Origin of the sequence: Streptomyces sp. NPDC015661 (genome assembly GCF_043077765.1) — a bacterium.
Taxonomy (GTDB): Bacteria; Actinomycetota; Actinomycetes; order Streptomycetales; family Streptomycetaceae; genus Streptomyces.
Genome location: NZ_JBIBST010000002.1, coordinates 223,686 through 248,000 on the forward strand (window position 1 = coordinate 223,686; position 24,315 = coordinate 248,000).

At 70.6% G+C, this 24,315-nt stretch carries 22 protein-coding genes and 5 pseudogenes; 8 read left to right on the plus strand and 19 right to left on the minus strand.

Features of this window, described 5'->3' with window-relative positions; translation table 11 throughout:
• Positions 1–35: 35 nt before the first annotated feature.
• The 3 genes and pseudogenes from ACF07V_RS05605 to ACF07V_RS05615 form a co-directional block, all read right to left on the minus strand.
• Positions 36–128 (minus strand): annotated as a pseudogene (locus ACF07V_RS05605) (HAD family hydrolase); the annotation flags it as partial.
• Between the two features lie 11 nt (positions 129–139).
• Complete coding sequence (locus ACF07V_RS05610; RefSeq protein ID WP_392151604.1) at positions 140–1,105, minus strand: TIGR03557 family F420-dependent LLM class oxidoreductase; 966 nt, start codon at positions 1,103–1,105, stop codon at positions 140–142.
• Positions 1,106–1,352: 247 nt separating this feature from the next.
• Positions 1,353–1,823 (minus strand): annotated as a pseudogene (locus ACF07V_RS05615) (SRPBCC family protein); the annotation flags it as partial.
• 220 nt (positions 1,824–2,043) lie between these two features.
• Here ACF07V_RS05615 and ACF07V_RS05620 point away from each other — a divergent pair.
• Positions 2,044–2,253, plus strand: a pseudogene (locus tag ACF07V_RS05620) (glutamate-cysteine ligase family protein); the annotation flags it as partial.
• A gap of 210 nt (positions 2,254–2,463) precedes the next feature.
• Here ACF07V_RS05620 and ACF07V_RS05625 read toward each other — a convergent pair.
• From ACF07V_RS05625 to ACF07V_RS05640, 4 genes are all read right to left on the minus strand, one after another.
• The gene (locus ACF07V_RS05625) at positions 2,464–3,513 is read right to left on the minus strand and encodes an NAD-dependent epimerase/dehydratase family protein (protein ID WP_392151605.1); all 1,050 of its coding nucleotides are present in this window, start codon (positions 3,511–3,513) and stop codon (positions 2,464–2,466) included.
• Positions 3,510–4,115, minus strand: coding sequence for a hypothetical protein (locus ACF07V_RS05630; protein WP_392151606.1), 606 nt, complete (start codon positions 4,113–4,115; stop codon positions 3,510–3,512). The genes ACF07V_RS05625 and ACF07V_RS05630 overlap by 4 nt, the downstream gene beginning before the upstream one ends.
• 282 nt (positions 4,116–4,397) lie before the next feature.
• Positions 4,398–4,745 carry an STAS domain-containing protein gene (locus tag ACF07V_RS05635; RefSeq protein ID WP_392151607.1) on the minus strand — a complete coding sequence of 116 codons (348 nt, stop codon included), beginning with the start codon at positions 4,743–4,745 and terminating at the stop codon, positions 4,398–4,400.
• Between the two features lie 116 nt (positions 4,746–4,861).
• Complete coding sequence (locus ACF07V_RS05640) at positions 4,862–5,191, minus strand: MarR family transcriptional regulator (protein WP_392151608.1); 330 nt, start codon at positions 5,189–5,191, stop codon at positions 4,862–4,864.
• A 126-nt stretch (positions 5,192–5,317) separates the two neighbouring features.
• On the opposite strand from ACF07V_RS05640, the gene ACF07V_RS05645 reads away from it, so the two are divergent.
• Positions 5,318–5,692, plus strand: coding sequence for an STAS domain-containing protein (locus ACF07V_RS05645; protein ID WP_392151609.1), 375 nt, complete (start codon positions 5,318–5,320; stop codon positions 5,690–5,692).
• On the opposite strand, the gene ACF07V_RS05650 is transcribed toward ACF07V_RS05645, so the two are convergent.
• From ACF07V_RS05650 to ACF07V_RS05660, 3 genes are read right to left on the minus strand one after another with little or no spacing between them, the layout of a single operon-like run.
• Positions 5,676–6,278, minus strand: coding sequence for a hypothetical protein (locus tag ACF07V_RS05650; RefSeq protein WP_392151610.1), 603 nt, complete (start codon positions 6,276–6,278; stop codon positions 5,676–5,678). The two genes, ACF07V_RS05645 and ACF07V_RS05650, sit on opposite strands and share 17 nt — an antisense overlap.
• A gap of 15 nt (positions 6,279–6,293) precedes the next feature.
• Positions 6,294–7,325 carry an iron-containing redox enzyme family protein gene (locus tag ACF07V_RS05655; RefSeq protein ID WP_392151611.1) on the minus strand — a complete coding sequence of 344 codons (1,032 nt, stop codon included), beginning with the start codon at positions 7,323–7,325 and terminating at the stop codon, positions 6,294–6,296.
• Positions 7,322–7,630 (minus strand): CDGSH iron-sulfur domain-containing protein, encoded by a 309-nt coding sequence (locus ACF07V_RS05660; protein ID WP_392151612.1) that lies wholly within the window; start codon positions 7,628–7,630, stop codon positions 7,322–7,324. Before ACF07V_RS05660 ends, ACF07V_RS05655 begins: the two co-directional genes overlap by 4 nt.
• Positions 7,631–7,827: 197 nt before the next feature.
• Here ACF07V_RS05660 and ACF07V_RS05665 point away from each other — a divergent pair, with 197 nt between their 5' ends.
• Positions 7,828–8,013: a hypothetical protein gene (locus ACF07V_RS05665; protein WP_392151613.1), complete on the plus strand. Its 186-nt coding sequence runs from the start codon at positions 7,828–7,830 to the stop codon at positions 8,011–8,013.
• 115 nt (positions 8,014–8,128) lie between these two features.
• Here the strand turns inward: ACF07V_RS05665 and ACF07V_RS05670 are convergent, their stop codons facing one another.
• From ACF07V_RS05670 to ACF07V_RS05695, 6 genes are all read right to left on the minus strand, one after another.
• Entirely contained in the window at positions 8,129–8,824 is a 696-nt protein-coding gene (locus tag ACF07V_RS05670; RefSeq protein WP_392151614.1) for a DUF6766 family protein, read from the minus strand.
• A gap of 83 nt (positions 8,825–8,907) precedes the next feature.
• Positions 8,908–9,339, minus strand: coding sequence for a hypothetical protein (locus ACF07V_RS05675; RefSeq protein ID WP_392151615.1), 432 nt, complete (start codon positions 9,337–9,339; stop codon positions 8,908–8,910).
• Positions 9,336–9,812, minus strand: coding sequence for a hemerythrin domain-containing protein (locus ACF07V_RS05680; protein WP_392151616.1), 477 nt, complete (start codon positions 9,810–9,812; stop codon positions 9,336–9,338). The genes ACF07V_RS05675 and ACF07V_RS05680 overlap by 4 nt, the downstream gene beginning before the upstream one ends.
• A gap of 13 nt (positions 9,813–9,825) precedes the next feature.
• A complete protein-coding gene (locus ACF07V_RS05685; protein WP_392151617.1) occupies positions 9,826–10,101 on the minus strand; it encodes an isoamylase early set domain-containing protein in 276 nt (91 codons plus the stop codon).
• 97 nt (positions 10,102–10,198) lie between these two features.
• Positions 10,199–11,245 carry a cytochrome P450 gene (locus ACF07V_RS05690; protein ID WP_392151618.1) on the minus strand — a complete coding sequence of 349 codons (1,047 nt, stop codon included), beginning with the start codon at positions 11,243–11,245 and terminating at the stop codon, positions 10,199–10,201.
• Positions 11,246–11,762: 517 nt separating this feature from the next.
• Positions 11,763–12,017 carry a hypothetical protein gene (locus ACF07V_RS05695; protein ID WP_392151619.1) on the minus strand — a complete coding sequence of 85 codons (255 nt, stop codon included), beginning with the start codon at positions 12,015–12,017 and terminating at the stop codon, positions 11,763–11,765.
• A 484-nt stretch (positions 12,018–12,501) separates the two neighbouring features.
• On the opposite strand from ACF07V_RS05695, the pseudogene ACF07V_RS05700 reads away from it, so the two are divergent.
• From ACF07V_RS05700 to ACF07V_RS05715, 4 genes and pseudogenes are all read left to right on the plus strand, one after another.
• A pseudogene (locus ACF07V_RS05700) lies at positions 12,502–14,863 on the plus strand (molybdopterin oxidoreductase family protein).
• Between the two features lie 760 nt (positions 14,864–15,623).
• Positions 15,624–16,646 (plus strand): DNA topoisomerase IB, encoded by a 1,023-nt coding sequence (locus ACF07V_RS05705; protein WP_392151620.1) that lies wholly within the window; start codon positions 15,624–15,626, stop codon positions 16,644–16,646.
• A 287-nt stretch (positions 16,647–16,933) separates the two neighbouring features.
• Positions 16,934–17,275, plus strand: a complete 342-nt coding sequence (locus ACF07V_RS05710) for a plasmid stabilization protein (RefSeq protein ID WP_392151621.1) — start codon at positions 16,934–16,936, stop codon at positions 17,273–17,275.
• Positions 17,272–17,934: an HAD family hydrolase gene (locus ACF07V_RS05715; RefSeq protein WP_392151622.1), complete on the plus strand. Its 663-nt coding sequence runs from the start codon at positions 17,272–17,274 to the stop codon at positions 17,932–17,934. The genes ACF07V_RS05710 and ACF07V_RS05715 overlap by 4 nt, the downstream gene beginning before the upstream one ends.
• 91 nt (positions 17,935–18,025) lie before the next feature.
• On the opposite strand, the gene ACF07V_RS05720 is transcribed toward ACF07V_RS05715, so the two are convergent.
• Positions 18,026–18,430 (minus strand): SRPBCC family protein, encoded by a 405-nt coding sequence (locus tag ACF07V_RS05720; RefSeq protein ID WP_392151623.1) that lies wholly within the window; start codon positions 18,428–18,430, stop codon positions 18,026–18,028.
• 841 nt (positions 18,431–19,271) lie between these two features.
• Here ACF07V_RS05720 and ACF07V_RS05725 point away from each other — a divergent pair.
• A complete protein-coding gene (locus ACF07V_RS05725) occupies positions 19,272–21,260 on the plus strand; it encodes a SpoIIE family protein phosphatase (protein ID WP_392151624.1) in 1,989 nt (662 codons plus the stop codon).
• 12 nt (positions 21,261–21,272) lie between these two features.
• On the opposite strand, the gene ACF07V_RS05730 is transcribed toward ACF07V_RS05725, so the two are convergent.
• Positions 21,273–22,457 carry a zinc-dependent alcohol dehydrogenase gene (locus tag ACF07V_RS05730; RefSeq protein WP_392151625.1) on the minus strand — a complete coding sequence of 395 codons (1,185 nt, stop codon included), beginning with the start codon at positions 22,455–22,457 and terminating at the stop codon, positions 21,273–21,275.
• Between the two features lie 37 nt (positions 22,458–22,494).
• Positions 22,495–24,193 (minus strand): annotated as a pseudogene (locus ACF07V_RS05735) (catalase); the annotation flags it as partial.
• Between the last annotated feature and the right edge of the window lie 122 nt (positions 24,194–24,315).

Here is a 24,315-nt window from a genome sequence, read left to right on the forward strand (position 1 = left end):
GTCCCCCTGGGCTCGGCGGGTCCCGCTCCGGAGGTGCGGTGCCCGAAGGCCTCCCACCAGACGGCGAGGTGTGGGCAGCCGGTGTCGACGAGGGTTCCGTCGATGTCGAAGAGTGCGGCGCGGTCCATGTCGGGACCTCCTACAGGTCGCGGAGGGCGGGCAGCAGGGTCGTCTCCGCCCAGCGCAGGAACGGCGCCTGGTGGTCGCCTCCGACCTGGACGAGTGCGAGGTCGGTGAACCCCGCGTCGACGAAGCGGCGAGCCGCCTCCACCACGGCGTCCACGTCGTCCCCGCAGGGGATGGTCTTCGCCACGTCCTCCGGCCGGGTGTGTGCGGAGGCCTGGGCGAAGCTCGTCGGGAGCGCAAGCTCGGCGTTGACGCGCCAGCCGCCCGACGCCCACCGGAACTGGCCGTGCGCGCGTGCTACGGCGGCGTTCCGGTCGGTGTCGTAGCAGAGGGGAAGCTGCCCCATGCGGGGCTTCCCCGCGCCACCCTGTGCGTCGAACGCGTCGAGGAGTCCGCGGTCCGGCTGCGTGGTGATCAGCAGGTCGGCGTGCCGTCCGGCGACTGCGCAGGAGCGGGGTCCGGAGACGGCGATGCCGAGGGGTGGCGGGGTGTCGGGCACGTCCCACAGCCTGGCGCCGTCGACCTGGAAGTGACGGCCGTGCCGTGTCACGTACTCGCCGGTGAACAGAGCGCGGATGATCTCGGCGGCTTCGTCCAGCATGGCCAGGCGGACCCGTGCCGAGGGCCACCCCCGGCCGATGACGTGCTCGTTGAGGTTCTCGCCCGACCCGAGGCCGAGCCGGAACCGGCCTTCGGAGAGGAGTTGGACGGTCGCGGCCTTCTGGGCGACCACCACGGGGTGGTAGCGGAAGGTCGGGCAGGTCACGTACGTCATCAGCGGAATCCGGGTGGTGGCCTGCGCCGCCGCTCCCAGCACGCTCCAGGCGTACGGGGCGTGCCCCTGGGAGGACAGCCAGGGAAAGGAGTGGTCCGAGATCACGGAGAAGTCGAATCCGGCCCGTTCCGCCTCGACCACGTGTCCGACCAACTCACGGGGTCCCGCCTGCTCGGTCATCATGGTGTACCCGATGTGTGTCATGACCGGCGACTTGCCGCGTCAGGGGTGTCCGAAACGGGCAAGAGGTGGCCGGCTCCGAGGAGTCGGCCACCTGCTCTGGAGCACGGAGACAGGGCATCGGTCAGCGCATGCCGGGCTCGTCGTCGGGCGGCAGGGACCACTCCTGTGTCTCCCGGTCGGGGCCCCTCGGTCCGGGCGTCTCCACCGGACCCGGCGCCTCCCTCATCGTGTCGGGCCCCTTGTCGGGGCTCCGCAGGGGCGCTCCGGGACCCGCGTCGGCGTCCTCGGGGCGGATCCGGCCGCGCCAGCCACCGGTCGCGTCTGCGTGCCCCTCGATGTACCCCTTGAAGCGCTTGAGATCGCCCTTGACCTGGCGGTCGAGCACGCCCAGCACGTCAGCGGCCTTCTGCGCCACGCCGTCGGGCTCCACGTCCATCGCCAGCCGCACCCGGGTGTGTCCCTCGTCCAGGGGCTGGAAGCTGACGACGCCCCTCTGCCGTACGTCACCTCCCGTCGTGCGCCACGCGATGCGCTGGTCGGGAAGCTGGTCGACGATCTCGGTGTCGAACTCGCGCCGGACACCGGCGACCTTGGTCCGCCAGTGGCAGTGCCGGTCGTCGATCTGCCGTACGTGCTCGACGCCCTCCATGAAGCGCGGGAACTCCTCGAACTGCGTCCACTGGTCGTACGCACTCCTCAGCGGTACGTCCACGTCGATCGTCTGCTCCACCTTGCTCATGGTCAGGCCTCCTTGAGGCTCGTCGGAACATCGGAACATCCGAGGACCGGGGGTTCGCCGGTCGCGTCTCCTCACGTGCGACTGCCCGCACCGGGTTCCTGTATGCGACTTCGCGCCCGTACGCTCCGTTCGCTCCCACGACCGCATGGGTCCGACCGTTCCGTCAGCACCCCGGATCCGGCTTTCGGCCGTGAACGTGCTCGGGCGCTCGCCCAGACACATGCGGCCCTGGCTGCCGGTGCTGCAGGCACTCGCGGGGAACTCGCCCTCCAGCGGACGGCGCGACACCGGCTTCCAGAGCTGGCGGGCCGTCGAGCACGCGCGTGGCCGACCGTCGACCCGACCCCGGTCCTCGACGAGGCCCGGTACCTCGCGCTCGTCTCCCGGCTCGCCAGCGACGGAACGCTGCTCGACCGCCGCACGGTGTGCTGGCACGCCCCGGCCCTCGGAACACGTGCCGACCCTGGAGGTCAGGATCGCCGACGCCAACGCCGATCTCGACCGTGGCGCTGATCGCGGGAGTGTCGCGAACTGGTCGGCGCCGGAGGAACTCCTCGTCGCCTGCGGCATCTCCCGCGCTCACATCGCCCGGACCGCCCGGTCACTGGCCGCTCGGAAGCCCTGGAGGCTCCCAGGGCTGTCACGAGCGTCGGACTCGCCGTCGCCGCGACAGCGTTACGTCGCCCACCACCCCCACCAGCGGCGGGGTGCTCAGGCCCGTGTCGTCGCGGAGGCCTTCGAGGAAGGCCGTGACCGCTTCCGTGGCCGTGCGGGCAGGAGTCCAGCCGAGTTCCTCGCGGGCCCGGCCCGCGTCGAGGAGGGGCAGCCGCAGGACGGCGTCGAGCAGCCCGGGTGCGGCAGGGACCAGGTGCAGCTGCCAGGCCGCGACGAGAGCGGCGCGGACCGCCGGTGCGGGCAGTGGCACGGTCCGGGCGTCCAGCAGCCGTGCCACGGCCGCGGTGTCCAGCACGGGGTCCGCGACCAGGTTGAAGGGACCGCGGACGGGGCGCACCAGGGCCCGCCGGTACGCGTCGGCCGCGTCGTCGGTGTGCAGGGCCTGGAAGCGGAGCCCCGTGACCGAGGGCAGTACCGGGAGCAGGCCGGGCCGTAGGAGCCGACCAGGAAGCAGCGGGCCCGCGACGATACGGCGCTGTTCGGACGCCGACGTGGCCTTGAAGAGGAAGCCCGGCCGCATCCGTACCACTCGCATGTCCGGGTGGGCCAGTTGGTATCCGTCGAGGTACCGCTCCAGATAGGCCTTCTCCCGGGTGTAAGCGGCGCCGGGCCATCCGTGGGTGGGCCAGGACTCGTCGACGGGCCGGCCGTCGGAGGGACCCGGCGAGTAGGCGCCCACCGAGGAGGCGTGCACCAGGATGTGGATCCCGGCCCGGGCACAGGCCTCGAAGACGCGGATCCCGCCCAGGACATTGGTGCGCCAGGTCTCCACCGGGTCATGGGTGGGCTGGAACTTCCAGGCGAGGTGCACCAGGGCGTCCGCCCCCGTGAACAGCCGGTCGAGGGCGGCCCCTCCCGGATCGATGTCCGCCGCCTCCCACCGCACTCCACGGACCTTCAGGTCCGGTGTGCGACGGGCGAGGCCCAGCACGTCCGTCACCGTCGGCTCCGCGGCCAGTGCGTGCACCACGCTCGTCCCCGCGTTGCCGGTCGCTCCCGTCACCACGACCTTCATGACACCCACCTGACCTTGACGCGCGGGCGGTGCGACCGTTGCCGGCCGGCGTCGACCGGCCGGTGAGGCGTCGGCCGCGCGCCGGGTGCGAGGGCCATGGCCACCGCGGCGAGCCGCAGATCCTCCAGCTGATCAATCTGACGCTCGGCGCGGTCGGCCAGGTGGTGGACCGCCTCGGCGTCGATCCGGGTGTCGCCGCGGGCGATCTCGCTCAGGGACCGCCAGAGGGCCAGCTTGCCCTCCACACCCAGGCGGAGCGACTCCAGTTCGAGCAGGTCGCTCAGTGGTGAGCGCGAGACCAGCCGGCCGTTGAGCTTGGCCCGGCCGACCTTCTCGGCGCATCGCATGACCAGCGCACGCGCGCGCATCACGGGAACGCCGAGCGCGGTCATGATCCCCACCAGGCTCTCGCGGTCCTCGGCGATCTCCTCGGCCAGCGCCCGCAGGCGAGGTCCTGTGGGGCCCCGGTCGTGCACCCGGGCCATGCGGCGGACGAGTGCGTCGCCGGCGGACGAGCCCGCGTAGTGGTCGTTGAGGTAGATACGGAGCAGGCGATCCGCGTCCGGGAAGGGGGACCGGAAACGCTGGTGGTCGGAAGGCATGTCACCAACTCCCGTCGAAACGGTGGCCCGGCCGAAGGGACGGACCGCGGAGGACGAATGGACGCGGCGTGTGCTGACGCATCGGGCATCGGGACCGCCCGACACGAGGCGGCTGCGTCGTTCGGCGCCTTCCCGGACCGGAAGCAGAAAAACAGCAAGAGGGAAGTTTCCCGTCGAAACTTGACATGTCGACGCGGCACTGTGGGTCGGCGCAGCGTCAGGCGGCCTCGAACTCGTACGCCCTGCCTGAACGCCACTCCAGTCGCTCGGGCCGTCGGAGGCTCAGTCCGTCGCGACGGGGTTGTAGGTGAACAGCCCTTCGGACCTGGTGAATTCCAGCAACCTGACCATCTGATGGCTGGGCGCCGCCAGGACGAGGTGGACGCCCCGCTTCAGCGCCTGCAGTCTGACCGACAGCAGCACATTGAGCCCTGAGGAGTCACAGAAGGACGAGTTCCGCAGGTCGATGACGATGTCCGAGCCGTCGGGAGCCCCGTCCAGGGCCGCCGCAAGCGATGCGCGCAGTTCTTCCGCGTGCTCGAAGTCCATTTCGCCGCTCACGCGGACCACTCTCCGAGCACGTTCCGTGCCTGCGGTCGGGTAGCCCGGGCGGGCGGCACCGGTGGCCATGACGCACCTCCTGTGTGATGTCGGGCCTGTGCCCCTGCGGTCCTCTCCATACCTCTGCGAGCCCCTGTCGCGGCGACAGGGTGTCCTGACGTCGGCCGGAGGTTTCCGGTCCCGGATCACTCGTCATCACGGCTTTCGACCGCGCCGGGCGGGGCGGCGAGAAGCGCGAGGAGGCCGGCGATCTGGCCGGCCTCGGCGGGGTGACGGAAGCGGGAACCCCGGACGATGGCGTAGCGGTTGCGGCGTCCGTCGCCCGCGCGGCTGCGCGTGAGACAACCCGCCTCTTGGAGATCGGTAATGATCGCCTGTACCGTGCGCTCGGTGACGCCGCAGATCGACGCGATGTCGCGGAGGCGTACACCGGGATCGCGCGAGATCGTCAGCAGGACTCGGGCGTGACTGGTAAGGAAAGTCCACTCCGTGCGAGTACCTCCGGTTTCCCTCATAGAGCCATGGTGTACCTGGGCACGTCCCCCGGGCAATCACATGAAACGGATTTCAGGTAATCATTGACGTGTAATCGCTGTAGCCGGATAATTTCCACTAAAAGGTCTCATCTTGCGGGAGGCGTGATGACTCACTTCTCCGAGGCTCCTGACCCCGCCTCTCGCCCGGAGAACGAGGGCGACGGTGAGATAAGCGTTTCCCTGAGAGCGATCTCCGGCGGCACGGCCGCCACCGTCCGCGGTGAGCTCGACATCACCAGTGCCACCTACCTGAGAACGGCCCTCCTGCGCGCTCTGGAGGAGTGCATCCCGGGCGGGGTGGTGACACTTGACCTGTCCCAGGTGACGTTCTGTGACTCCACTGGCCTGAATGTCCTGCTCCGTGCCCGCCGCTGGGCCCTGGAGGAACATCGCGTCCTGATCATCAACGCCGCAAGTCCTCAGATGGCCCGCCTTCTGGAGATGACGGGGGCCGCCCCGCTCTTCACGGAGAAGCCCTGACGACTCCCGGCATCAGGCCGAGAACAGACGCCCTGTCAGGAGCGGGGCTGTCGAGGCAGGACGTCCAGCCGGTCGAGCATCCACAGGAAGGCCTCACCCATGGGAGCTCCCACCACGGCCTCGCACACCCGCTCCCACTCGATCCGCTCGCGCACCCCCGTGCCATCGGCAACAGGGGGCCGAAGTCGCACTGGTGCTCGGCGAGCGCGAGGAGACGCCAGGTCATGAGGTCGGCCGGGGCGAGCACCGGCATGTGAACGGAATCCACCGGCAGCGTGTGAGCACGATCGAGGAGCTCGGCCGTGACCGGCCGTCCGGCCAGGGAGAAGATCAGATCGATCTCCTCCCCACCCACGCGGAGCTTCACGAGCCAGTCCTCGGGCGGCTCGAAGATCCGCACGCCGCGCTCCCGCAGCGACTCCATGACGGCGTCGGCGTCCTCGCGCAGGAGCGCGAAGTCCGTGTCGCGCCGGAGCCGGACGGGGATGCCGTGCGCGTACGCGACGACGCTGCCGACCAGGGCGAACGGACGTCCCGACGCCCACCCGCACCGGGGCCGCCGTGGTTCGTGAGGCGCACGTCTCATCGGCCTGCCGGGCCCTCACCATTCGTCCCCGGAGAGCGGCGGCAGGGGCGTGCGCAGGGCGCTCTCGTCGCGCGTCCAGGCGTTCACCACGTGGCCGGCCAGCCGGTCCTCCAGGAGGCAGGTCGCGGCGATGCCGAAGGCGACCTCGGGAGCGAGCGCGGGCTCGTCCTCAAGGAGACCGCCCACGACCTCGCGGCGCACCAGCTGCTCGTGGACGGCGTCGGCCTCGACGTGCTCCTCGAAGTACCGCTCGGCGGCGGGTCCGGCCCCGGCCCGGCGCATGGCCGCGGCGATGCGGGAGGCGGCCGGCGGCGAGGTCGTCTCCACCACGGCGAAGTGCCCCACGAGCGCCCCGCGCAGTCTCCTGTGCAGGCCGAACAGCGACATCAGGTTCGATACGGCCAGGAGCTCAGCACCGGCGGCGTCCGTACAGCCTCCGTACGAGGCGTCGAGACCCAGGTCGACCATGAGGTCCGCGTACAGCCGGGAGTGCATCCGCTCCGCCCGCCCGGCGCCGTACTCGTCGTACTCGACCGCCATCATCACCGCCTTGGCGCGCCCGCGCAGCCGGGGAACGACCCACAGGTGCGGATCGGCCTCGCGCAGCTGATGAACGGAGCGAAGCGCCGCGTACTCCCGCAGGTGCCACAGCTCGCCCCGGGACATCAGGAAGTGCGAGACGCCGGAGCCGTCGCCCGGCTCGACGAGCAGGGCCGTCAATGCTTCGTCGACGTCCGGACGATGCCGGCAGTCGTGGCGCAGCGCATTCTCGAAGCGGTGCTCCAGGAGAGCCCGCACACCGAGCAGGCCGGGGTCCCACTCCAGGGTGTCGGGCACCCCCACGAAGCCCCGATAGTGGAGCTCGTAGCAGAGGTGGAGGGCCAGCTGGAGGTCCTCGCCGTAAGGGGAGCAGCGCGCGATCTCGCCGCCCCGGGGCAGACACGCGGGACCGCTGCCGAGGAGCCGGTCCCGTACGGCGCGGGAGACCTCGCCGCGCGCCTCGGGCGCCTCGGGTTCCGTGGCGGGGGCCGCCAGGAGCAGCGTCATGACCTCTCCGCCTCCCCGGTCGTACGGCCGGAGCGGCGGCGCACGCGCGGGCGGTGGCTCGTGTCGCAGAACGGAGCCTGCAGGCTCCGCCGGCAGGTGCAGAGGGCCATCACGGGCCGCTCACAACGGATCACTCTCCCGTCCGGCATAACGATCTCCGCAGGACCCTCGACGAGCAGCGGCCCCTCCGGCAACGGTCGGATGCGCGGCACATCCGAGCGGGCCCGTCCGAGCCTGGGTCGTCCCTCTCCGTCGTCCTTCGCGCACCGCACCAGCGGGACGTCCTCGTTCGGGGAAGCAGACATCACCCACACCACCCATCGCGTCGCCTGCGTCGGTACCGCGCGACTGCCCACCCCTTCCGGGCTTGAACCGCGTCCGACACGCGCGGATCCCCGGGCGCTCGTCGGGCGCCGGGGGCGGGCCGCGGATCGCTGGGATTCGGGCCTGCCACAGCGGGCAGTCGCCGGAGCAGGACCATGACCGGACGGAGGCGACGCGGATGCGTGGGAACCACGACAACACGACGGAGGTGGGCCAGGACCCGCTCAGCGACGCTGAATTCCGGGACCTGAAGGCGGCAGCGCGCGCCGAGCTGCGGCGACGCTGGATCGGCGCGCAACCCCGGACGGAGCCCGACTACGCCTTGCGCAGCCAGCACGCCGAGTTCGGGGCCGCCGCCCACTGACCCGGCAGACCGACGGAGGAGGATGCCTGGCAGCCAATGCCGTCGAAGCCGGAGGCCTGGAGGAGCCCGCTGCCAGATCTGCCGCTGTCCGGTGACTCCACCTACCGGTTCGCGGTCAGCCTTCGACGCCGGTTGCGGTGTGGGCGGCGCCGACCGGTTTGGACTCCGGGGAGCCTCGCTGGCGGAGGTAGATGGAAAGGACGACCATGGCGGCGACGGCGAGGAGTTCGGACTGCCAGTTCTGCAGGGTGCGGTTCCAGAAGTCGGGGGTGACCACGTAGCCGGCCCAGCTGACGGGATCTTCGAGTTGGCGGAGCTGCTGATCGTTGTAGGCGGCGGTGCCGGTGATGGACTGGGCCAGCCAGGACAGGACGAACAGCGTGCCCATGACGGTGCCGAGGGAGCGAGCGTAGAGGGTCTGGCGCCAGTCCTTGGTGCCCGCCCAGCGCGGCGAGTCCGGGCGCGCGTGGTCACCCATGCGTTGCTCCTGCTCGCTTTCGGCGCCGGCTTGGTGGACCTTCTTGGACTCCGGGGAGCCCTGCTGGACGAGGTAGACGGTGCCGAAGATGTAGAGGGAGAACTGGAGGAACTCCGACTGCCAGTTCTCGGTGACGTCCACGGCGAAGTCCGAGGACATCAGGTATTCGCCGAAGCCGAGCGGCTGGAGGCCTTCGACCGTCATCTGTTCGTTGAACTCGGCGTGCCCGGCGATGGCCTGGCAGACGAGCACCACCAGGAAGGCGGTGCCGAAGGCAAGGGTGAGGCTGTTCTCCCGCCAGAATCCCCTGCGCGGTTCGCGGCTGTCGTTCATCGCTGGAGCACCCCGATGGTGATGAAGTAGCCGAGCCCGCCGAGGATGACCACCAGGGTGGTGACGAACAGGGTCCGCACGCCTCACGCCCCCTTGATCAGGCAGTTGTAGGGCTGGTCGGGGCGCGGTGTGCAGCCGGCGGCCATCACCTTCCAGCCGGCGGTGAACAGCGACAGGAACAGTGTGTCGCCCTCCATCCGCACCATCGCCTGCCTCCCGTACGCCTCGACCTCCCGAATCCCGCGCGTCGTAGGCAGCTCCTGCGACGCGAACGCGGCGGGACACGTCTTCTGCGCGTTCTGCTCCAACTGCTGACGTGTCTCCGGAGCCAACAGCGCGCAGGCCCGAACGTGGTCGTCGGCCGCCGCGGCGGCCTCGAAGGCGGCTGCCGCCGCGGCCGCGGCGTCCTGCCGCGGCGCCGGGCCCCCGCACCCCGTCGCTCCGAGCGCCACCGCGGCCGCCAGGAGCAGCCCGCACCAGGGGCGCCCGGCCGGCCGGTGCCGAGATCGGGTCACTTCGAGTCGGCGCTGGGTACGGCCAGCGGATCGCGCGGTGCCCGCTTCTTCCCGGACTCCAGCTCGCCGCCCAGTTCCGTGAGCCGGTTGCGGCCCATCGCCTTGCGGACCTCGGGGAACCAGTCCTGTTCCTCCTCCTCGACGTGGTGGCGGACCTGCTCCATGAGCACGGTCATCTTCGCCTTGAACCGCTCGTCGCCCGGGTCCATGTCCTTGATTTCCGACAGCATCCACACCACCGCGTGGTGCTCCTCGATGCTCTCCAGGATGTGGTCGGTCGTCTCCGGTGCCGCCTCGCGGGCGGCCGGGTAGAAGAACTTCTCCTCGATCCAGGCGTGGACGGTCAGCTCCTCGACCACCTCGTCGGCGATCCGGCGGCGTTCGGCCGTGTCGTCGTCGGAGGTCTTCTCGAAGCGCTTGAACAGTTTCTCGACGGTCTTGTGGTCCTCGCGCAGCAGCACGATCGCGTCCATGCGGTGCTCCTCGTCAGGTGTTGACGCGGCTGTTGGTGCCGTCGTGGCCGTCGGCCTGGTCGTCGTCGAACCAGTAGTCGCCGGCCGCGAGGTAGCGGAAGGAGTGGGCGCTGTGCGCGGGCAGGACGACCGTGGCCGCGCGCGTTCCGTCGCCGCGTACCTGGAGAGGGTGCGTGGCGGGGTTCCAGTGGTTGAAGTCGCCCACCACGCTCACCGGTCCGTCCGGGCTGCCGGCGGGGAGGACGAAGGTGACCTGCGTGCGGCCTTTGAGCTGTTTACGTTCGAGCACCTGGGCGACTCCTGACGGGCGGGGCTGGAAGAGACCCAAGCACCCTCGCACGGTGCCCTCCGCCGCCGCCCGGCACACACCGCGGCGAACGTCACCGTCACTCGCCTGGAGGCCGGGGCGAAGCCCCTCTCCCCCGCGGACACATCATGCGGGTCCGCGCACCGCAACCCTGGTGGGGCCCGCTTCGCTGAAGCCGGGGTGGCGACCACGAAATGAGGCGAGATTCCTGTGAGCAGTCGTGTGTCCCTCTCCGAAGGGGCCATTGAGGTCCTCCGGCCCATGAAGGAGACGCGGGAGACCAATACGGTGGTGGTGGAGCTGCGGCTTGGTGTCCTTCACCCCGCCGGTTTCCGGGTGTCCGGCCGTTGCGCGGGCAGAAGCCACGCGCGTCCCGTCTCAGGGATGCGCAGGTCCTGCACGGCATGTCGAGCTCGAGGTCCGCCAGCTCTCGGGCCAGGGTGGCCAGGATGTGGGTGGTGACGTCGTCGCCGGGACAGCGGTGGCCGGTGTGGGCGTTGGCTCCGCCCTGGGCGATGGGCGCGCCGGCGTCGGGCTCCCGGCCGAGGAACCGGCGCGGCTCGAAGCGCTGCGGCTCGGGCCAGAGCTCCGGGTCGCGGTGGTGACCGGATACGTCGAGGAGCACCCGGGTGCCCTCGGGCAGCTTCGGTGCGTCGAATCTCAGGTCGCGGGCGGCAAGGCCACCGACGAAGGGCGCGAACAGGTAGCCGCGCCGCACCTCGTGGGCGAAGGCCCTCGCGTATGCACCGTCGCCGTTGCGGAGTTCTTCGCGGACTACTGGGAAGCGGTGGAGCGCGGGTGCGGCGAAGGTGGCGAACCAGGTGGTGGCCGCGGTGGAGCGGAGGACGTTGAGGAGCTCCACCGCGGCCGTGTGCAGGTCGAGGAGGCTGCCGTCCGCATCCGTGTGCGCGGCCACCGCTTCCAGCGCAGTCGGCCGGTTACCGTACTCAAGGACGACTGTGCCATGGCTCCAAACGTCTTCGACGGTCCGGGCGAGGGCGCGTTCCTGACGGCTCCGGGCGAGGCGGGCCTTCCAGTGGCGGGTGCCGGGGGTGGCGAATCCGTCGACCATGGCCACGCAGTCCTTGGCCAGCCGGCGGACGTCGGCCCCGGGCGCCCAGGGCATCCCGCTCCACTCGCCGGCCGCCGCGGCGAGGGCGACGGCCCTCTCGTCGAACAGGACGCACGGCGCCGACGCAGTCCGTCGGCCGTGCGCAGCCAGTGTTCCCGGGCCAGCCGGCCGAGGGCTTCCGCGCCGTCGGGTGTCATGAGGTGGGACGTGAAGAGTTCCTTGCGGACTCGGTGCGCCTCCCCCTCCAAGGTGTGGACGGCACCCCTGCCGAAGAGTGTGTCCAGGACCGGGCCGGGCAGCGCGCTGTGCCGCGGGACGTGGCGTTCGTCGTAGAAGAAGTCGACCGCGTCCGGGCCGTGCAGCAGCAAGGCCAGCCGACCCATCAGCCGGGTCGGGCCGGCGCTGCCGTCGTCGTGCCGCCGGCGAAGTTCGCGAGCCCAGGCATAGCCGCGGGTCAGGAGGGCGAGGGTGTTGTCAGCGAACGGGTGCATGGCGATCGCCCGGCCGCCCCGCATCCGCGCCGCCGAACGGCTGGCACCGCATCGGTGCCTCCGGCATGGGCCGGCGTCGATCACAATTCTGGACGTTCCCCTGGCTCGGTTCCCCGGCGGACCGCCTCCGAACGGTTCCCGGGACGTCCCACTGGGAGGACGGGGCGGTGCCGGGTGTCCTCCAGGGCGAAGGCGGCGGCCGCGTACAGGGCGGCCGCTGTCAGGTCGAGCCCGATGACACCGGCCGCATCCTCCCAGCCCGGCGCCCCCGTCAGCTCGCGCAGCCCGGCCGTGCCCAGCCGCAGCGCCGCGCAGGCGATGACAGCGGTGGCCACGATTTTTCCGGTACCGACAGCGGTGACGGGTACGAGCAGGCTCGCGGCAGTGACCAGAAGGAATAGGCCGAGGACGTGCCGCGTACCAGGTACGGGCCCGGTGCTCAGCAGGACTCCCTGGACCAGCCAGCTGCAGGCCAGGACGGCCATGGTCGTGGCCGGCGGCGACGAAGGCTCCCCCCGCCGGCGCCAGGAAGCCCAGCGGTACGGGCGTGCCGAGCGGCCGCACGACGGTCACGGGGTCGCTACGCGGCGGTGTGGACGCGGCCCTCGTGGTTCTCCTCCCGAACGGCGACGGGCGCGGGAAGGTGCGTTGGGGCGCGTTGAGGCTCCCACTTGTAGCGCCTGCCCCGTTCGGCCCGGGGCACGCCTGCTCGGCGCCAGCCGTGTCAGATGGTGCGCTCCGGGTAGGCGCCTCTCATCAGGCGTCAGGCGTTCGGTGGCAAGGCGCGGGCACAGAGGAGCGGCTGTGAAGCGAAATCTGATGCGCTTGTCCGGCGAACGGATCGCCCATCCGTGGGGACTCCGCACCCCTTATGGGCGAGGAGGGCAGTGGCCCGTACGCACAGACACCTGTCTGGCAGAGGGGGTGGCAGAGGGTGACGTCGAAACGTGGGTGCGGGCGGCGTCGCTCCTGCATTCCGACGGGGACGCGATGGACATCGCCGTCCGAAACGGGCGGATCGTCGGGGTCCGGGGCAGGGCCGGTGACCGCGTCAACCGGGGCCGGCTGGAGCCGAAGGACCTGTACGCGTGGCAGGCGAACGGCTCCGAGGACCGGCTGACCCGGCCCCTCGTCCGCGAGGGCGGACGTCTCGTCGAGAGCGACTGGTCCACGGCGATGGAGCGCATCGTCGCCCGGTCGCGGGAGCTCATCGGTTCCTGTGGGCCGGAGGCGCTCGCGTTCTATACCTCCGGGCAGCTCTTCCTGGAGGAGTACTACACGCTCACGGTTCTCGCCCGGGCCGGGATCGGCACCCCTCACCTGGACGGCAACACCCGCCTGTGCACGGCGACGGCGGCCGAGGCCCTCAAGGAGTCCTTCGGCAGCGACGGCCAGCCCGGCTCGTACGAGGACATCGACCACGCGGATGCGATCGCCCTGTTCGGACACAACATCGCCGAGACACAGGTGGTCCAGTGGATGCGGATCCTGGATCGGCTGGAAGGGGACGACCCGCCCCGTCTCCTGTGCGTCGACCCGCGGCTCACCCCGGTGGCGCGCCGGGCGACAGTGCACCTGGCACCCCGCCTCGGCACCAACGTAGCCCTGCTCAACTCCCTGCTGCACGAGGTCATCCGGCACGGATGGACCGACACCGGCTACATCACCCGGCGCACGGTCGGATTCGAGTCCCTGCGCAAGCAAGTCGAACCGTGCACGCCTCAATGGGCCGCCGCCATCTGCGACGTGCCGGCGGCCTCGATCGAGGAGGCCGCCGAGCTGCTCGGCACCGCCGACCGGCTGCTGTCCACCGTGCTGCAGGGGTTCTACCAGGCAAACCAGGCGACCGCCGCGGCCGTTCCAGGTCAACAACCTGCATTTGATCCGCGGCATGCTCGGCCGCCCCGGGGCGGGCGTGCTCCAGATGAACGGCCAGCCCACCGCCGAGAACACCCGCGAATGCGGTGCCAACGGGGACCTGCCGGGCTTCCGGAACTGGCAGAACGAGTCCCACGTCGCCGACCTCGCGCGCGTGTGGAACGTGGAGCCGTCGGCCATCCCCCATGACGCCCCGCCCACGCACGCCATGAAGATCTTCAAACTGGCGGAGGAGGGCGCGCTAAGGATGCTGTGGATCAGCGCGACCAACCCGGCCGTGTCCCTGCCGGAGCTGGCACGGATCCGCTCCATCCTCTCCCGGGAAGACTTGTTCACGGTCGTCCAGGACCTGTTCCTGACCGAGACGGCACAGTTCGCCGACGTGGTGCTGCCCGCGGCGACCTGGGGTGAGAAGACGGGCACCTTCACCAATGCCGACCGCACCGTCCACCTGTCGGAGAAGGCCGTCGATCCGCCCGGCGAAGCCCGCCCGGACCTCGACATCTTCCTCGACTACGCGGCCCGCATGGGCTTCGAGGACAAGGACGGCCGTCCGCTGGTCCAGTGGAGCGGCCCGGAGGAGGCGTTCGAGGCGTGGAAGCGGTGCAGCGCCGGACGCCCCTGCGACTACACCGGCCTCAGCTACGACAGGCTCCGCGGCCCGAGCGGCATCCAGTGGCCGTGCACCGCGGACGCCCCCGACGGCACGGACCGCCTCTACCCGGACGGCGTGGACTGGGCGCACCCGGACCTGTGCGAGACGTACGGCAAGGACCTGGTGACCGGCGAACCGCTGGGCGAGAAGGCGTACCGGTCGATGAACCCGGACGGGAAGGCGCTCGTCAGGCCCGCCCCCTACGTCCCGCCAAAGGAGTGGCCGGACGAGGACCACCCCTTCCAGCTGACCACGGGGCGCACCCTCTACCACTTCCACACCCGCACGAAGACGGGCCGGGTGCCCGAGCTCGCGGACGCGGCCCCGGGCGTATGGGTGGAGATCGCGGACGCCGACGCCGCTCGCCTCGCACTGGCGGAGGGCGACCTCGTCGACGTCACCACCCGGTGTGGGGCCCTGCGCGGCCGCCTGCGCATCGGCTCCGTACGCCCGGGCGTCCTGTTCGTCCCCTTCCACTACGGCTACTGGGACACTCCGGCCCTTAAGGCCCCCGCCCCGGGGTCACCTGGGCGTGCCGCGAACGAAGTGATCGCCACCCTCTGGGATCCCGTCTCCAAACAGCCGCAGTTCAAGACCGCCGCAGCCGCCCTCACCCTCGTCGAACGAGCCGCTCCCCCGGCCGGCTGACACCGTCCGGGCCACGGTCATCCTGAGTGAGCGTCTTCGAGGGCGATCTCGCCGCTCGGGCCGAAGTTGTCGTTCACGTAGACGATCGGTGCACGGGATGCCCGCGCCCGTTCGAGTAGCGCCTCCACGCCCGGGAGACTCTACGGACGGACCGCACCAGCACCTCGGCGTCTCCGTGCTCGTAGGTGTCGAGCATGTCGATCACGATGAGTGCCGTCCGACCCATGTCGTCGCCTCCCGCCGTGCCGGGCACCTGCCCGCCCCGGCGGGTGCGACCCCGCCCGCCGGATCGGCCGCTCCGACCTGATGCGGGCTGGGGCGGGCCATGGCTCGGAACGCCCGCGTCGTGCAGCGAGGTCCCACAGCCGTCCCGGAGCCCGACGCCATGGCTGCGACCGTCTCGCCTCTCCCGCGCCGGGTTGGAGTTCGGTGCGGGGTGCGGTCCTGGCCCTCATTCTGCGCCGGGGGCCGCATCCGGCCCTCCCGGCGGGGTGCGCGCATCGCACAGCCAAGTGAAGGCGTCGGGGCGTGTGCCCGGGCGAGCCGGGTAGCCGCCCGGCATGAATGAGACAACGCACTGGAAGCCTGGCGAGGTCGTGCCGCAGAGCGGCATCTACGCCTGCGACTGCGGCAAGGAACACCTCTGGAGCAAGAGCACCGATGTCCGCGGACACCGGTTCCCTCCCCTGCCATACGACTGTTCGGGACAGGCGTGGGCGCTGCGTACGCAAGCCCACCCTGATACGGACTGACGGCCGCCGTGCGGCTGCGTACGAGCGACCTCCACGCGCCGGGCTGGCGCCGGGTGCCCCACGGCCGAGGGTTCCGCTACCTCGACGCGGACGGCACCCCGCTGCCCGACGAAGACCGGGAACGGATCCGCGCCCTGGTGGTCCCCCCGGCCTGGCGGGACGTCTGGCTCTGCCCGTGGCCGAACGGGCACATCCAGGCGGTGGGAACGGACGACGCCGGGCGGCGCCAGTACCTCTACCACCCGGCTTTCCGCGAACGGCAGGACGCCGCCAAGCACGAGCACGTCCGGGACGTGGCCCGGGCCCTACCGCGGCTGCGCGAGCGGGTCACCCACGACCTCACCGGACGCGGGCTGACCCGCGTCCGCGTCCTGGCCTGCCTTACCCGGCTCCTGGACCTGGGCTTCCTGCGGATCGGAGGAGAACGCTACGCCCGCGACAACGGGAGCTTCGGCCTTACCACGCTGCTGCGGGAGCACGCCGAATGCCGCAGCGGCGAGATCCACCTCCACTTCCCCGCCAAGTCCGGGAAGACCTTCAGCCGCACCCTCGTGGACGAAGGGGCACACGCAGTGGTCAGGGCACTGCTCCGGCGCAAGGATCCCGGGCGGAGACTGTTCGCGTACTGGGAGCACAGGGCGTGGCACGAGGTGCGCGCCGAGGACCTGAACGACTACCTGCGCGAACTCGCGGGGGTCGAGGTGACCGCGAAGGACTTCAGGACCTGGTACGCCACCGTGCTGACGGCGGTCGCCCTGGCCGTCTCCGAGGGGACGTCCGGCGCCTCCCGCGCCCGGCGCGGCCGGGTGGTGGCACGCGCCGTCCGCGAGGTGAGCGGCTACCTGGGGAACACGCCCGCCGTGTGCCGGGCGTCGTACATCGACCCTCGCGTCATGGAGCTGTACGAGGACGGCCGCACCATCGCTCCCGCCCTCGGCGAACTGGGTGCAGGCAGCCTGTTCGGCGAGCCAGCCACCCACGGGGCCGTCGAACGCGCCGTGTTGGACCTCCTACGAACCGGCCGCCGCTGACCCGATCTGCATGACGCGCTCCCAGCAGCGGGCATGCGACGGCCCAGCCGCGAGGAGCCGAGTCGAACCGACCGGCAGGAAGCAGCGGTCGGCGCCATGACGTGTATGGCACCCCCAACGCACGTCCCGCCGCGAGGAGTGTCCGCAGACGTCACGGGTAGGCGCTGGGCAAGGCCGCTCTCACGGACCGCACGATCGTCCGGATGGCCCCACGGCCCCACCGGGCCCTCGCACGGTCTGATCGTGGAGTCGGCCGGCTGCCCAGCATCTCCGACCGAGGAGTGATCATGCCCCGCGGATCCAGCCCGAAGCGTGAACGCCGGTACGAACACATCAAGGAGAGCGCGGAGCAGCGTGGCGGAAGCACCATGCGTGCGAAGGAGACCGCGGCGCGCACCGTGAACACGGGGGCCCGATCGGGCGAGTCCAAGACGGCGAGCAGGAGCTCGACGCAAGACGCCTCTTCGTCCAAGCGCGGCGGGCAGCGCTCCCACAGCGGATCGCAGGGCCCGACCTACGAGCAGCTGTACGCGGAGGCCAAGCGCCGTAACCTGCACGGTCGTTCTTCGATGGACGAGGCCGAACCCAAGCGTGCAATCGGCCACGGATCCCGGTCGGGGCAGGCATGAACCGGGCCGCGCTCTTCGACGTGGACGGCACCCTCGCCGACACCAATCACCTCCATATCACCTGCTGGTGGGAGGCCCTGCGACAGGCCGGCCACAACGTGACGATGCACGACATCCACCGCGCGATCGGCCTGCCCGGCGAAGACCTGCTCGAGCACCTCCTGGGCGGCGGCCGCGACAAGGACGAGGACGACTCCTTGAGCGCGGCGCACGACACCCTCTACGGCACCTGGTTCGACCGGCTGGCACCGCTGGACTCGGCAGCCGAGCTGTTGCGCGAGCTGCTACGACGGGACTGGCGGGTGGTGCTCGTGACATCCGCGCAGGACCACGAGCTGGATGCGCTCCGCCGGGCCATCGACGCCGACGACGCCATCACCGCCACGGCCAGCTCCGACGACATGAGCGAGGGCAAGCCCGCACCCGACCCGGTCCACCACGCCCTCGGCCTCGCCGACGCCCCTGCGTCCGGCGCCGTCTTCGTCGGCGACACGGTCTGGGACATGAAGGCGGGCGTTCGCGCAGGCGTCACCTGTGTAGGCCTGCTCTGCGGCGGCATCCCGCGCCCCGACCTGGAACGGGCCGGCGCGCGGGCTGTCTACCGGGACCCGGCCGAGCTCCTGGCACACCTCGACCAGAGCCCGTTCGCCCTGCCATGACCAAGGGCCGGCCGTGTCTGTCCGGGCCAGGTCCTGAGCATTCGGTCCCCGCTCGCGTCACAGGTGCCGGAGCGCGGGGAGGAGTTTCTCTTCAGTCCACGTCGTCGCCGCAAGGGAAGGGATGGCCTCGGCCACCTCGTCGGGCCGTGTGTGCTGCGAAGCCTGCGGGGCGGGGAGGTTCACTGTTGACCCACCGCCCGCCCAGCGGCCGCCGGAACGGGTCGCGGGCGCGGGCGCGGGCAACCGCTGCATCATCGTCCCTGTTGGCCAGGCTGACCCGGACGTGCAGGTCGTCCAGTTGCTGGAAGGTGACGACGCCCTTCCGGTCCACGTCCCCGGTCACCAACCGCCACGCGATCCGCTCGTCTGGCGCCTGGTTCACGATCTCCGTGTCGAACTCAAGCTCGGCACCTGCCGCCTTGGTCTTCCAGTGACCATGCCCGTTGTCTGTCTGCCGCACTTCCTCCACGCCTTCCATGAAGCGCGGGAACTCCACTGCGTCCAGTGGTTGTAAACGCTGCTCACAGGAACGTCGATGTCGATGGTTTCCTTCACCATGCTCACGACGGTTCCGCCCTGTCGCCATGTCGGTACCCGTCGGCTTCCCGCCGACTATGCGGCGCCTGCCCGGCCGGCCATGCTGCAATCCCGCGACCCGGGCCTCGCCCTTGCGTGGCTGCGGCGTCCATCCCGGGAAGTACGCACCTGCGGGCCAAGCGGCTCAGCGACGGGCGGATGCTGATCGCATCCTCCTTCGCATCCAACGTGCCGACCGCTGTGGTAGATGGCCGAGCCAAGGGCCCATCCGCGGTTTGCGGATCAGCCGTGCTGTTCGCTCTCATGACGATCACCATCCGCAGGGGGGTGGCGGTCCGCCGCCTCGGCACGTGGTTCCAGATCGACCAGCAGCTGCAGGAGATCCGCAACCCTGTACTGCCGCTCGGCCGGAGGACGGAAGAGCGTGCCAGGCATGACCTCGTAGTGATTGCGGCGGCCGTTGCGTACCCGAGTGGGGTACCCAGCCAGCTTCCAGGTCCGCGACGATGGCCTGGGCGGCGCGTTCGGTGATCCGACAGTTCGCAGCCACGTCCCGCGGCCGCGACTCCGGATGTCCAAGAAGCATGGCGAGGATCCGGGCGTGGTTCGTGACGAAGGTCCAGCTGGTCCGAGGCTCAACCGGCTCCACATGTGAATTGTGCGATCTATAATTCCGGTTTCGCCAGACCGGAATCCTGGCAGGCACGAATGCTGTGGCCTGAAACCCTCGGACTGGTACCCGGTTCACGGCAGTGCCCGAGTACATGCTTTCGGCACGGAGATCGTGCCATGCTCCTTATGTGGTGCAGGAACCGCAGGATTCCACATCAGGTGATGAGCTGCGTACGCTGGCGAAGGTCGTGGCTCGGCTGAGCGCTGAGCTCACCCGTATGCAGGACACCGTCGCGGCCTCAGCGGTGATCGAGCAGGCCAAAGGCGTGCTCATGATCACCCACCGGTCGAGCGCCGAAGAAGCCGGGGAGGAGCTGGCCAGACGCGCCCGAGCGGGCCGCCGATCTCTCCCCGACGAAGCCCGGCTCACGCTCGATCGCCTTTCGGCAGCGCTCCTGGACGATCTTGCCCCACGCCACGCTTCGGAGCGGGATGGCGCGGAAGAATTCTCCTCCGCCCGGTACCTCAACGGGCGCTCCTCCTCCGCGCCGCCGTCTCCATTGGGCGACGTCGAACCACTGCAGCGGCGGACGAAGCGGCGCGCTCCGGCGCGGCGACGTCGGCCGAAGCTGCCGATGGCGCAGGAGTTCCTGGAGGCACTTTCCGGGTCGGTCACGGTGCTCACTCCCATACGCGGGCGCGACGGGAAAGTGGAGGACTATCGCATCGACGCCGCTTCTCCTGAGGCCGTCGACATCGCGGGACGTACGAGCAAGGAACTGGTCGGACTGCGCGTGCTCGAGGCGTACCCGACGGTGCTGGGCACAGAACTGTGGGACGGCTACCGCAGCGCGCTGGAGACGGGCACCGTGTGGACCGGCGCTCCCTTCGAGTACGAAGAGATCGTCGCCGGGATACCCCACCTGTCCCGCTTCCAGGTGCGTGCGGCGCCCTCGGGCGGACGGCTGGTCGTGACGTGGCAGCGGCTCGGCCCTGGGGAACGAGAACAGCGTCGCAACAGGATCGTGCAGCGACTGGCCAACTTGGGCTGGGCCGACTGGGACCTGGTCACCAACACGATCACCTGGTCCGAACAGGTCTACACGATCTTCGACCGCGCCCCGGACAAGGGCCCGATGACGCTGGAAGAACTCCCGCAGCACGTGCCCGCCGACGACCTTCCGGCTCTGGGCGCGAGCGTACAGAGACTCCTCGGTGACGGCCGGCCCATCGACCATGCCTTCCGCATCCTCACCGAGGCCGGCGTGCGGCACTTGAGGATCGTCGCGGAGGCCGAGCGCGACGCGGAAGGCAACACGGTCGAGGTCCACGGCTTCTTCCAGGACCTCACCGCCACGAGGAACATCGAACAAGAACTCCTCGAGCGTCAGCTCGCCGCCGCAGCACACCGCACCCAGCTCAACGCGGAACGCGACTTCGCGACCCGGCTGAGACACGCTCTGCTGCCCCTGCCGGAGCAGTCACTGCGCGTCACCGACCTGCTGATCGACGTCGTCTACCAGCCCGCCCAGCAAGGCCTGAACGTCGGGGGCGACTGGTACAGCGCCATCGAGCTCCCCGACGGGAGTCTCTTCCTGGTGGTCGGGGACGTCGCCGGCCACGGCATGAATTCCGTCGGCACCATGGCACAGCTACGGTTCACCGCCAAGGGCATGGCCGTCACCGGTACCCCGCTGATCGAAATCCTCGCCCGGCTGAACATCCTGCTCCTGCACTCCGGCGACAGCGTCACGGCAACCACCGCCACCGTGATCATGGCCCGCTACCAACCCGGCACCCGCACTCTCACCTGGGCCGGGGCCGGCCACCTCCCGCCGCTCCTCGCCCGTGACGGCCGAGCCCGCTACCTGGATCCGCCAGAGGGCGTCCTCCTGGGCGCCACCCACGACGCCCGGTACGCCGAAGCCGCCATCACCCTGCGCGAGGGCGACGCGCTCTTCCTCTATACGGACGGCCTGATCGAAAGGCCGGGCGAGGACCTCGGCGAGAGCCTCTCGCGCCTCGCCCTCGCGGTCACTGCCGATCCCGCGACGCACCTCGACCTGGACGGCCTGGTGACCACCCTCGCAGCGCCGGGCGAACGACGGGCCGATGTGTGCGTCCTCCGTGTCACCGCCGGCCGGCGCAGCAGGGCGGAAGGCGGAGACGCGCCGTGACCTGTTCAGCCGTCAAGGGCGGAACAGGACCTTCACCATGTTGTCCCGCTTCTTCTGGAAGTCCGCGTACGCCTGTGGAGCGTCGTCCAGCGGCAGGCGGTGGGTGGCGAATCCTTCGACACCGAGTGGGTCTTCGTCGGTCAGCAGGGGAAGCAGGTCATCGACCCATCGGTGGACGTTTGCCTGGCCCATGCGCAGCTGGATCTGCTTGTCGAACATCGTGAGCAGCGGGAGCGGGTCGGCGGCTCCGCCGTAGACGCCGGACAGGGAGATGGTCCCGCCGCGGCGTACGAGCTCGATGGCGAGCTTCAGGGCGCTCAGGCTATCGACGCCGGCCTTCTTCATCAGTGTGGAGGCCAGGGTATCCGGGAGCAGGCCGGTCGCGGTCTGTGCGGCCCGGACCCCGATGCTGCCGTGGGCCTCCATGCCGACGGCGTCGATGACGGCGTCCGGGCCGCGGCCGCCGGTCGTGCTGCGGACCGCGTCGACGAGCTGATCTCCGTACTCATCGAGGTCGAAGACCTGGACGCCATGGCCCGCGGCGCGGGCGAGCCGTTCGGGCACCAGATCGATGCCGATCACCTTGCCGGGCCCGCGATGGGCGGCGATGCGGGTGCACATGTCGCCGACGGGTCCGAGGCCCAGCACCGCGACGCTGCCGCCGGGCGGGACGTCGGCGTAGACGACGGCCTGCCAGGCGGTCGGCAGGACGTCCGACAGGTATACGAAGCGTTCGTCAGGCGGACCGTCGGGGACGGGTATCGGAAGGGTGTCCGCGAACGGGACGCGGAGGTACTCGGCCTGCCCACCGGGGACTTGCCCGTAGAGCTTGGTGTATCCGAACAGGCTGGCGCCGCTGCCGTGCTCGTGGACCTGGGTCGTCTCGCACTGCGAGTGCAGTCCCCGTTCGCACATGAAGCAGGTCCCGCAGGACACGTTGAACGGTACGACGACCCGGTCGCCGACCTTCAGCTCCCGGACCTCGGGGCCCACTTCGGCGACGACGCCCATCGGCTCGTGTCCCAGGATGTCCCCCGCGTCCAGGAACGGTCCCAGCACCTCGTACAGATGGAGGTCCGATCCGCACAGGCCCGTCGTCGTCACTTCGATCACGGCGTCCGTGGGATCGACGATCTGTGGATCCGGGACAGTCGCCACTTCGATCTTGCGGCGGCCCTGCCAGGTCACTGCTTTCATCACGCCTCCTCGGTCGTGTATTCGTGTGTCGGCGGTTCAGAGTGGACGGGAGCCGGTGCCGGGCACGGTGGACGGCCAGGGCTGCCACCGTCGCTTCCACCGCCGTCGCGGCCTCCTCACTCGCGAGGAGACCGGGTCCTTCCGGGGCGATGCCGGCTGCTGCCAAGAGCTCCGGGGCGTCGTTCCAGCCGCCGACGGCCTTGCCGTGCCGGTACGCCTCGGTGAGCGGCAGAAGTACCCGTGGGTCGGGCCCCTCCGTGGCCGCGACGGCCTTCGCGTCGCGGGCGCCGTGCGCGTCGTCGCCCGGTGCGGAGGCTCCGGCGAGGCTTCGGGAGCCGGCAGGCCGAGGCCGGCGGCGACCTGCGCGCACAGCTGCGGGTCGATGCTGTTGAGGCGGTACGGCGCCAAGCCCGTGTGCACGGCGGTCTGGTGCATGCCGTCGCGGAGCATGTCGTGGACGGGGGCGTGCGGCCTGTTGACCGGGAGCTGCCCGAAGTTCGGGCCGCCGAGTCGGCTGATCTGCGTGTCGAGGTAGGAGAAGACGCGGCAGGCGAGCAGCGGGGCGTCGGTGACGTCGATGCCCGGCACGAGGTGGCCGGGGTGGAAGGCGACCTGCTCGGTCTCCGCGAAGTGGTTGTCGGTGTTGGCGTTCAGGGACATGAGGCCGATGGGGTGAACAGGGGAGCGCTCCTCGGGCACGATCTTGGTGGGGTCGAGGAGGTCGATCCCCTCGAACGTCTGGTCCGGGGTGTCGGGGAAGACCTGGATGCCCAGTTCCCCATGCGGGTAGGCGCCCGCCTCGATGGCGTCGTAGAGGTCACGCCGGTGGAAGTCGGGGTCCATGCCACAGAAGAGCTGGGCCTCCTCCCAGACCAGCGAGTGCACGCCCAGCTTCGGCTTCCGGTGGAACGTCACCAGCATGGTCTCGCCGGCGGCGTTGACCAGGCGGAAGATGTGGACGCCGGAGCCCTCCGTCATCCGGTAGGAACGGGGGATGCCGCGGTCGGACATGGTCCACAGCGCATGGTGGGTGGCCTCGGTGTGCAGGGAGACGAAGTCCCAGAAGGTGTCGTGGGCACTCTGTTCCTGGGGGATTTCCTGGTCCGGGTGCGGTTTGGCGGCGTGGACGACGTCGGGGAACCTGACGGCGTCCTGGATGAAGAAGACCGGGATGTTGTTCCCGACCAGGTCGTAGCGCGTTCGCCCGTGTGGAACCTGGTCGCGAACCCGCGGGTGTCGCGCACCGTGTCCGCCGAACCGCCGGAGCCGAGCACCGTGGAGAAGCGGACGAAGACGGGTGTCTCCACGTCCGTGGCCAGGAACGCGGCCCTGCAGACCTCGCGGGCGGTTCCGTATCCCTGGAAGACGCCGTGGGCGGCGGCGCCCCGGGCGTGCACCACCCTCTCCGGGATCCGCTCGTGATCGAAGTGCGTGATCTTCTCGCGCAGGTGGTGGTCCTGAATCAGGACGGGACCGCGCGCTCAGGCCTTCGGGGAGAGGTCGGTGTCGCACGGCCGCACCCCCTGCGCCGTCGTCAGGTACGCAACGCCCTGGGGCCTGCGTGCCGGGTCCGCCCCGGTGTCCTGCCCGGTCGGACCCACGGTTTCCGGACCGCTCTGGTCAGCCTTGGGCGGAAGCGGCTGCGCCGGCTCGGCCGGGATCTCGGTCAGCGGCCGAGCCCTTCCCACCTGGCCTGCGCCCCGTTCCGGGTTCCCGTCGGCGTGGCTGGTGGTCATCGTCTCTCCTCCTCGGCCGGGAACGGAGCCCGGGTGGTCCCCACCCGCAGGACTCAGGGCATCTGCATGCCGCGCCTACCCACTGCTTCGGGATGAACTCGCCTGGCGGACTGGGCCCGGGA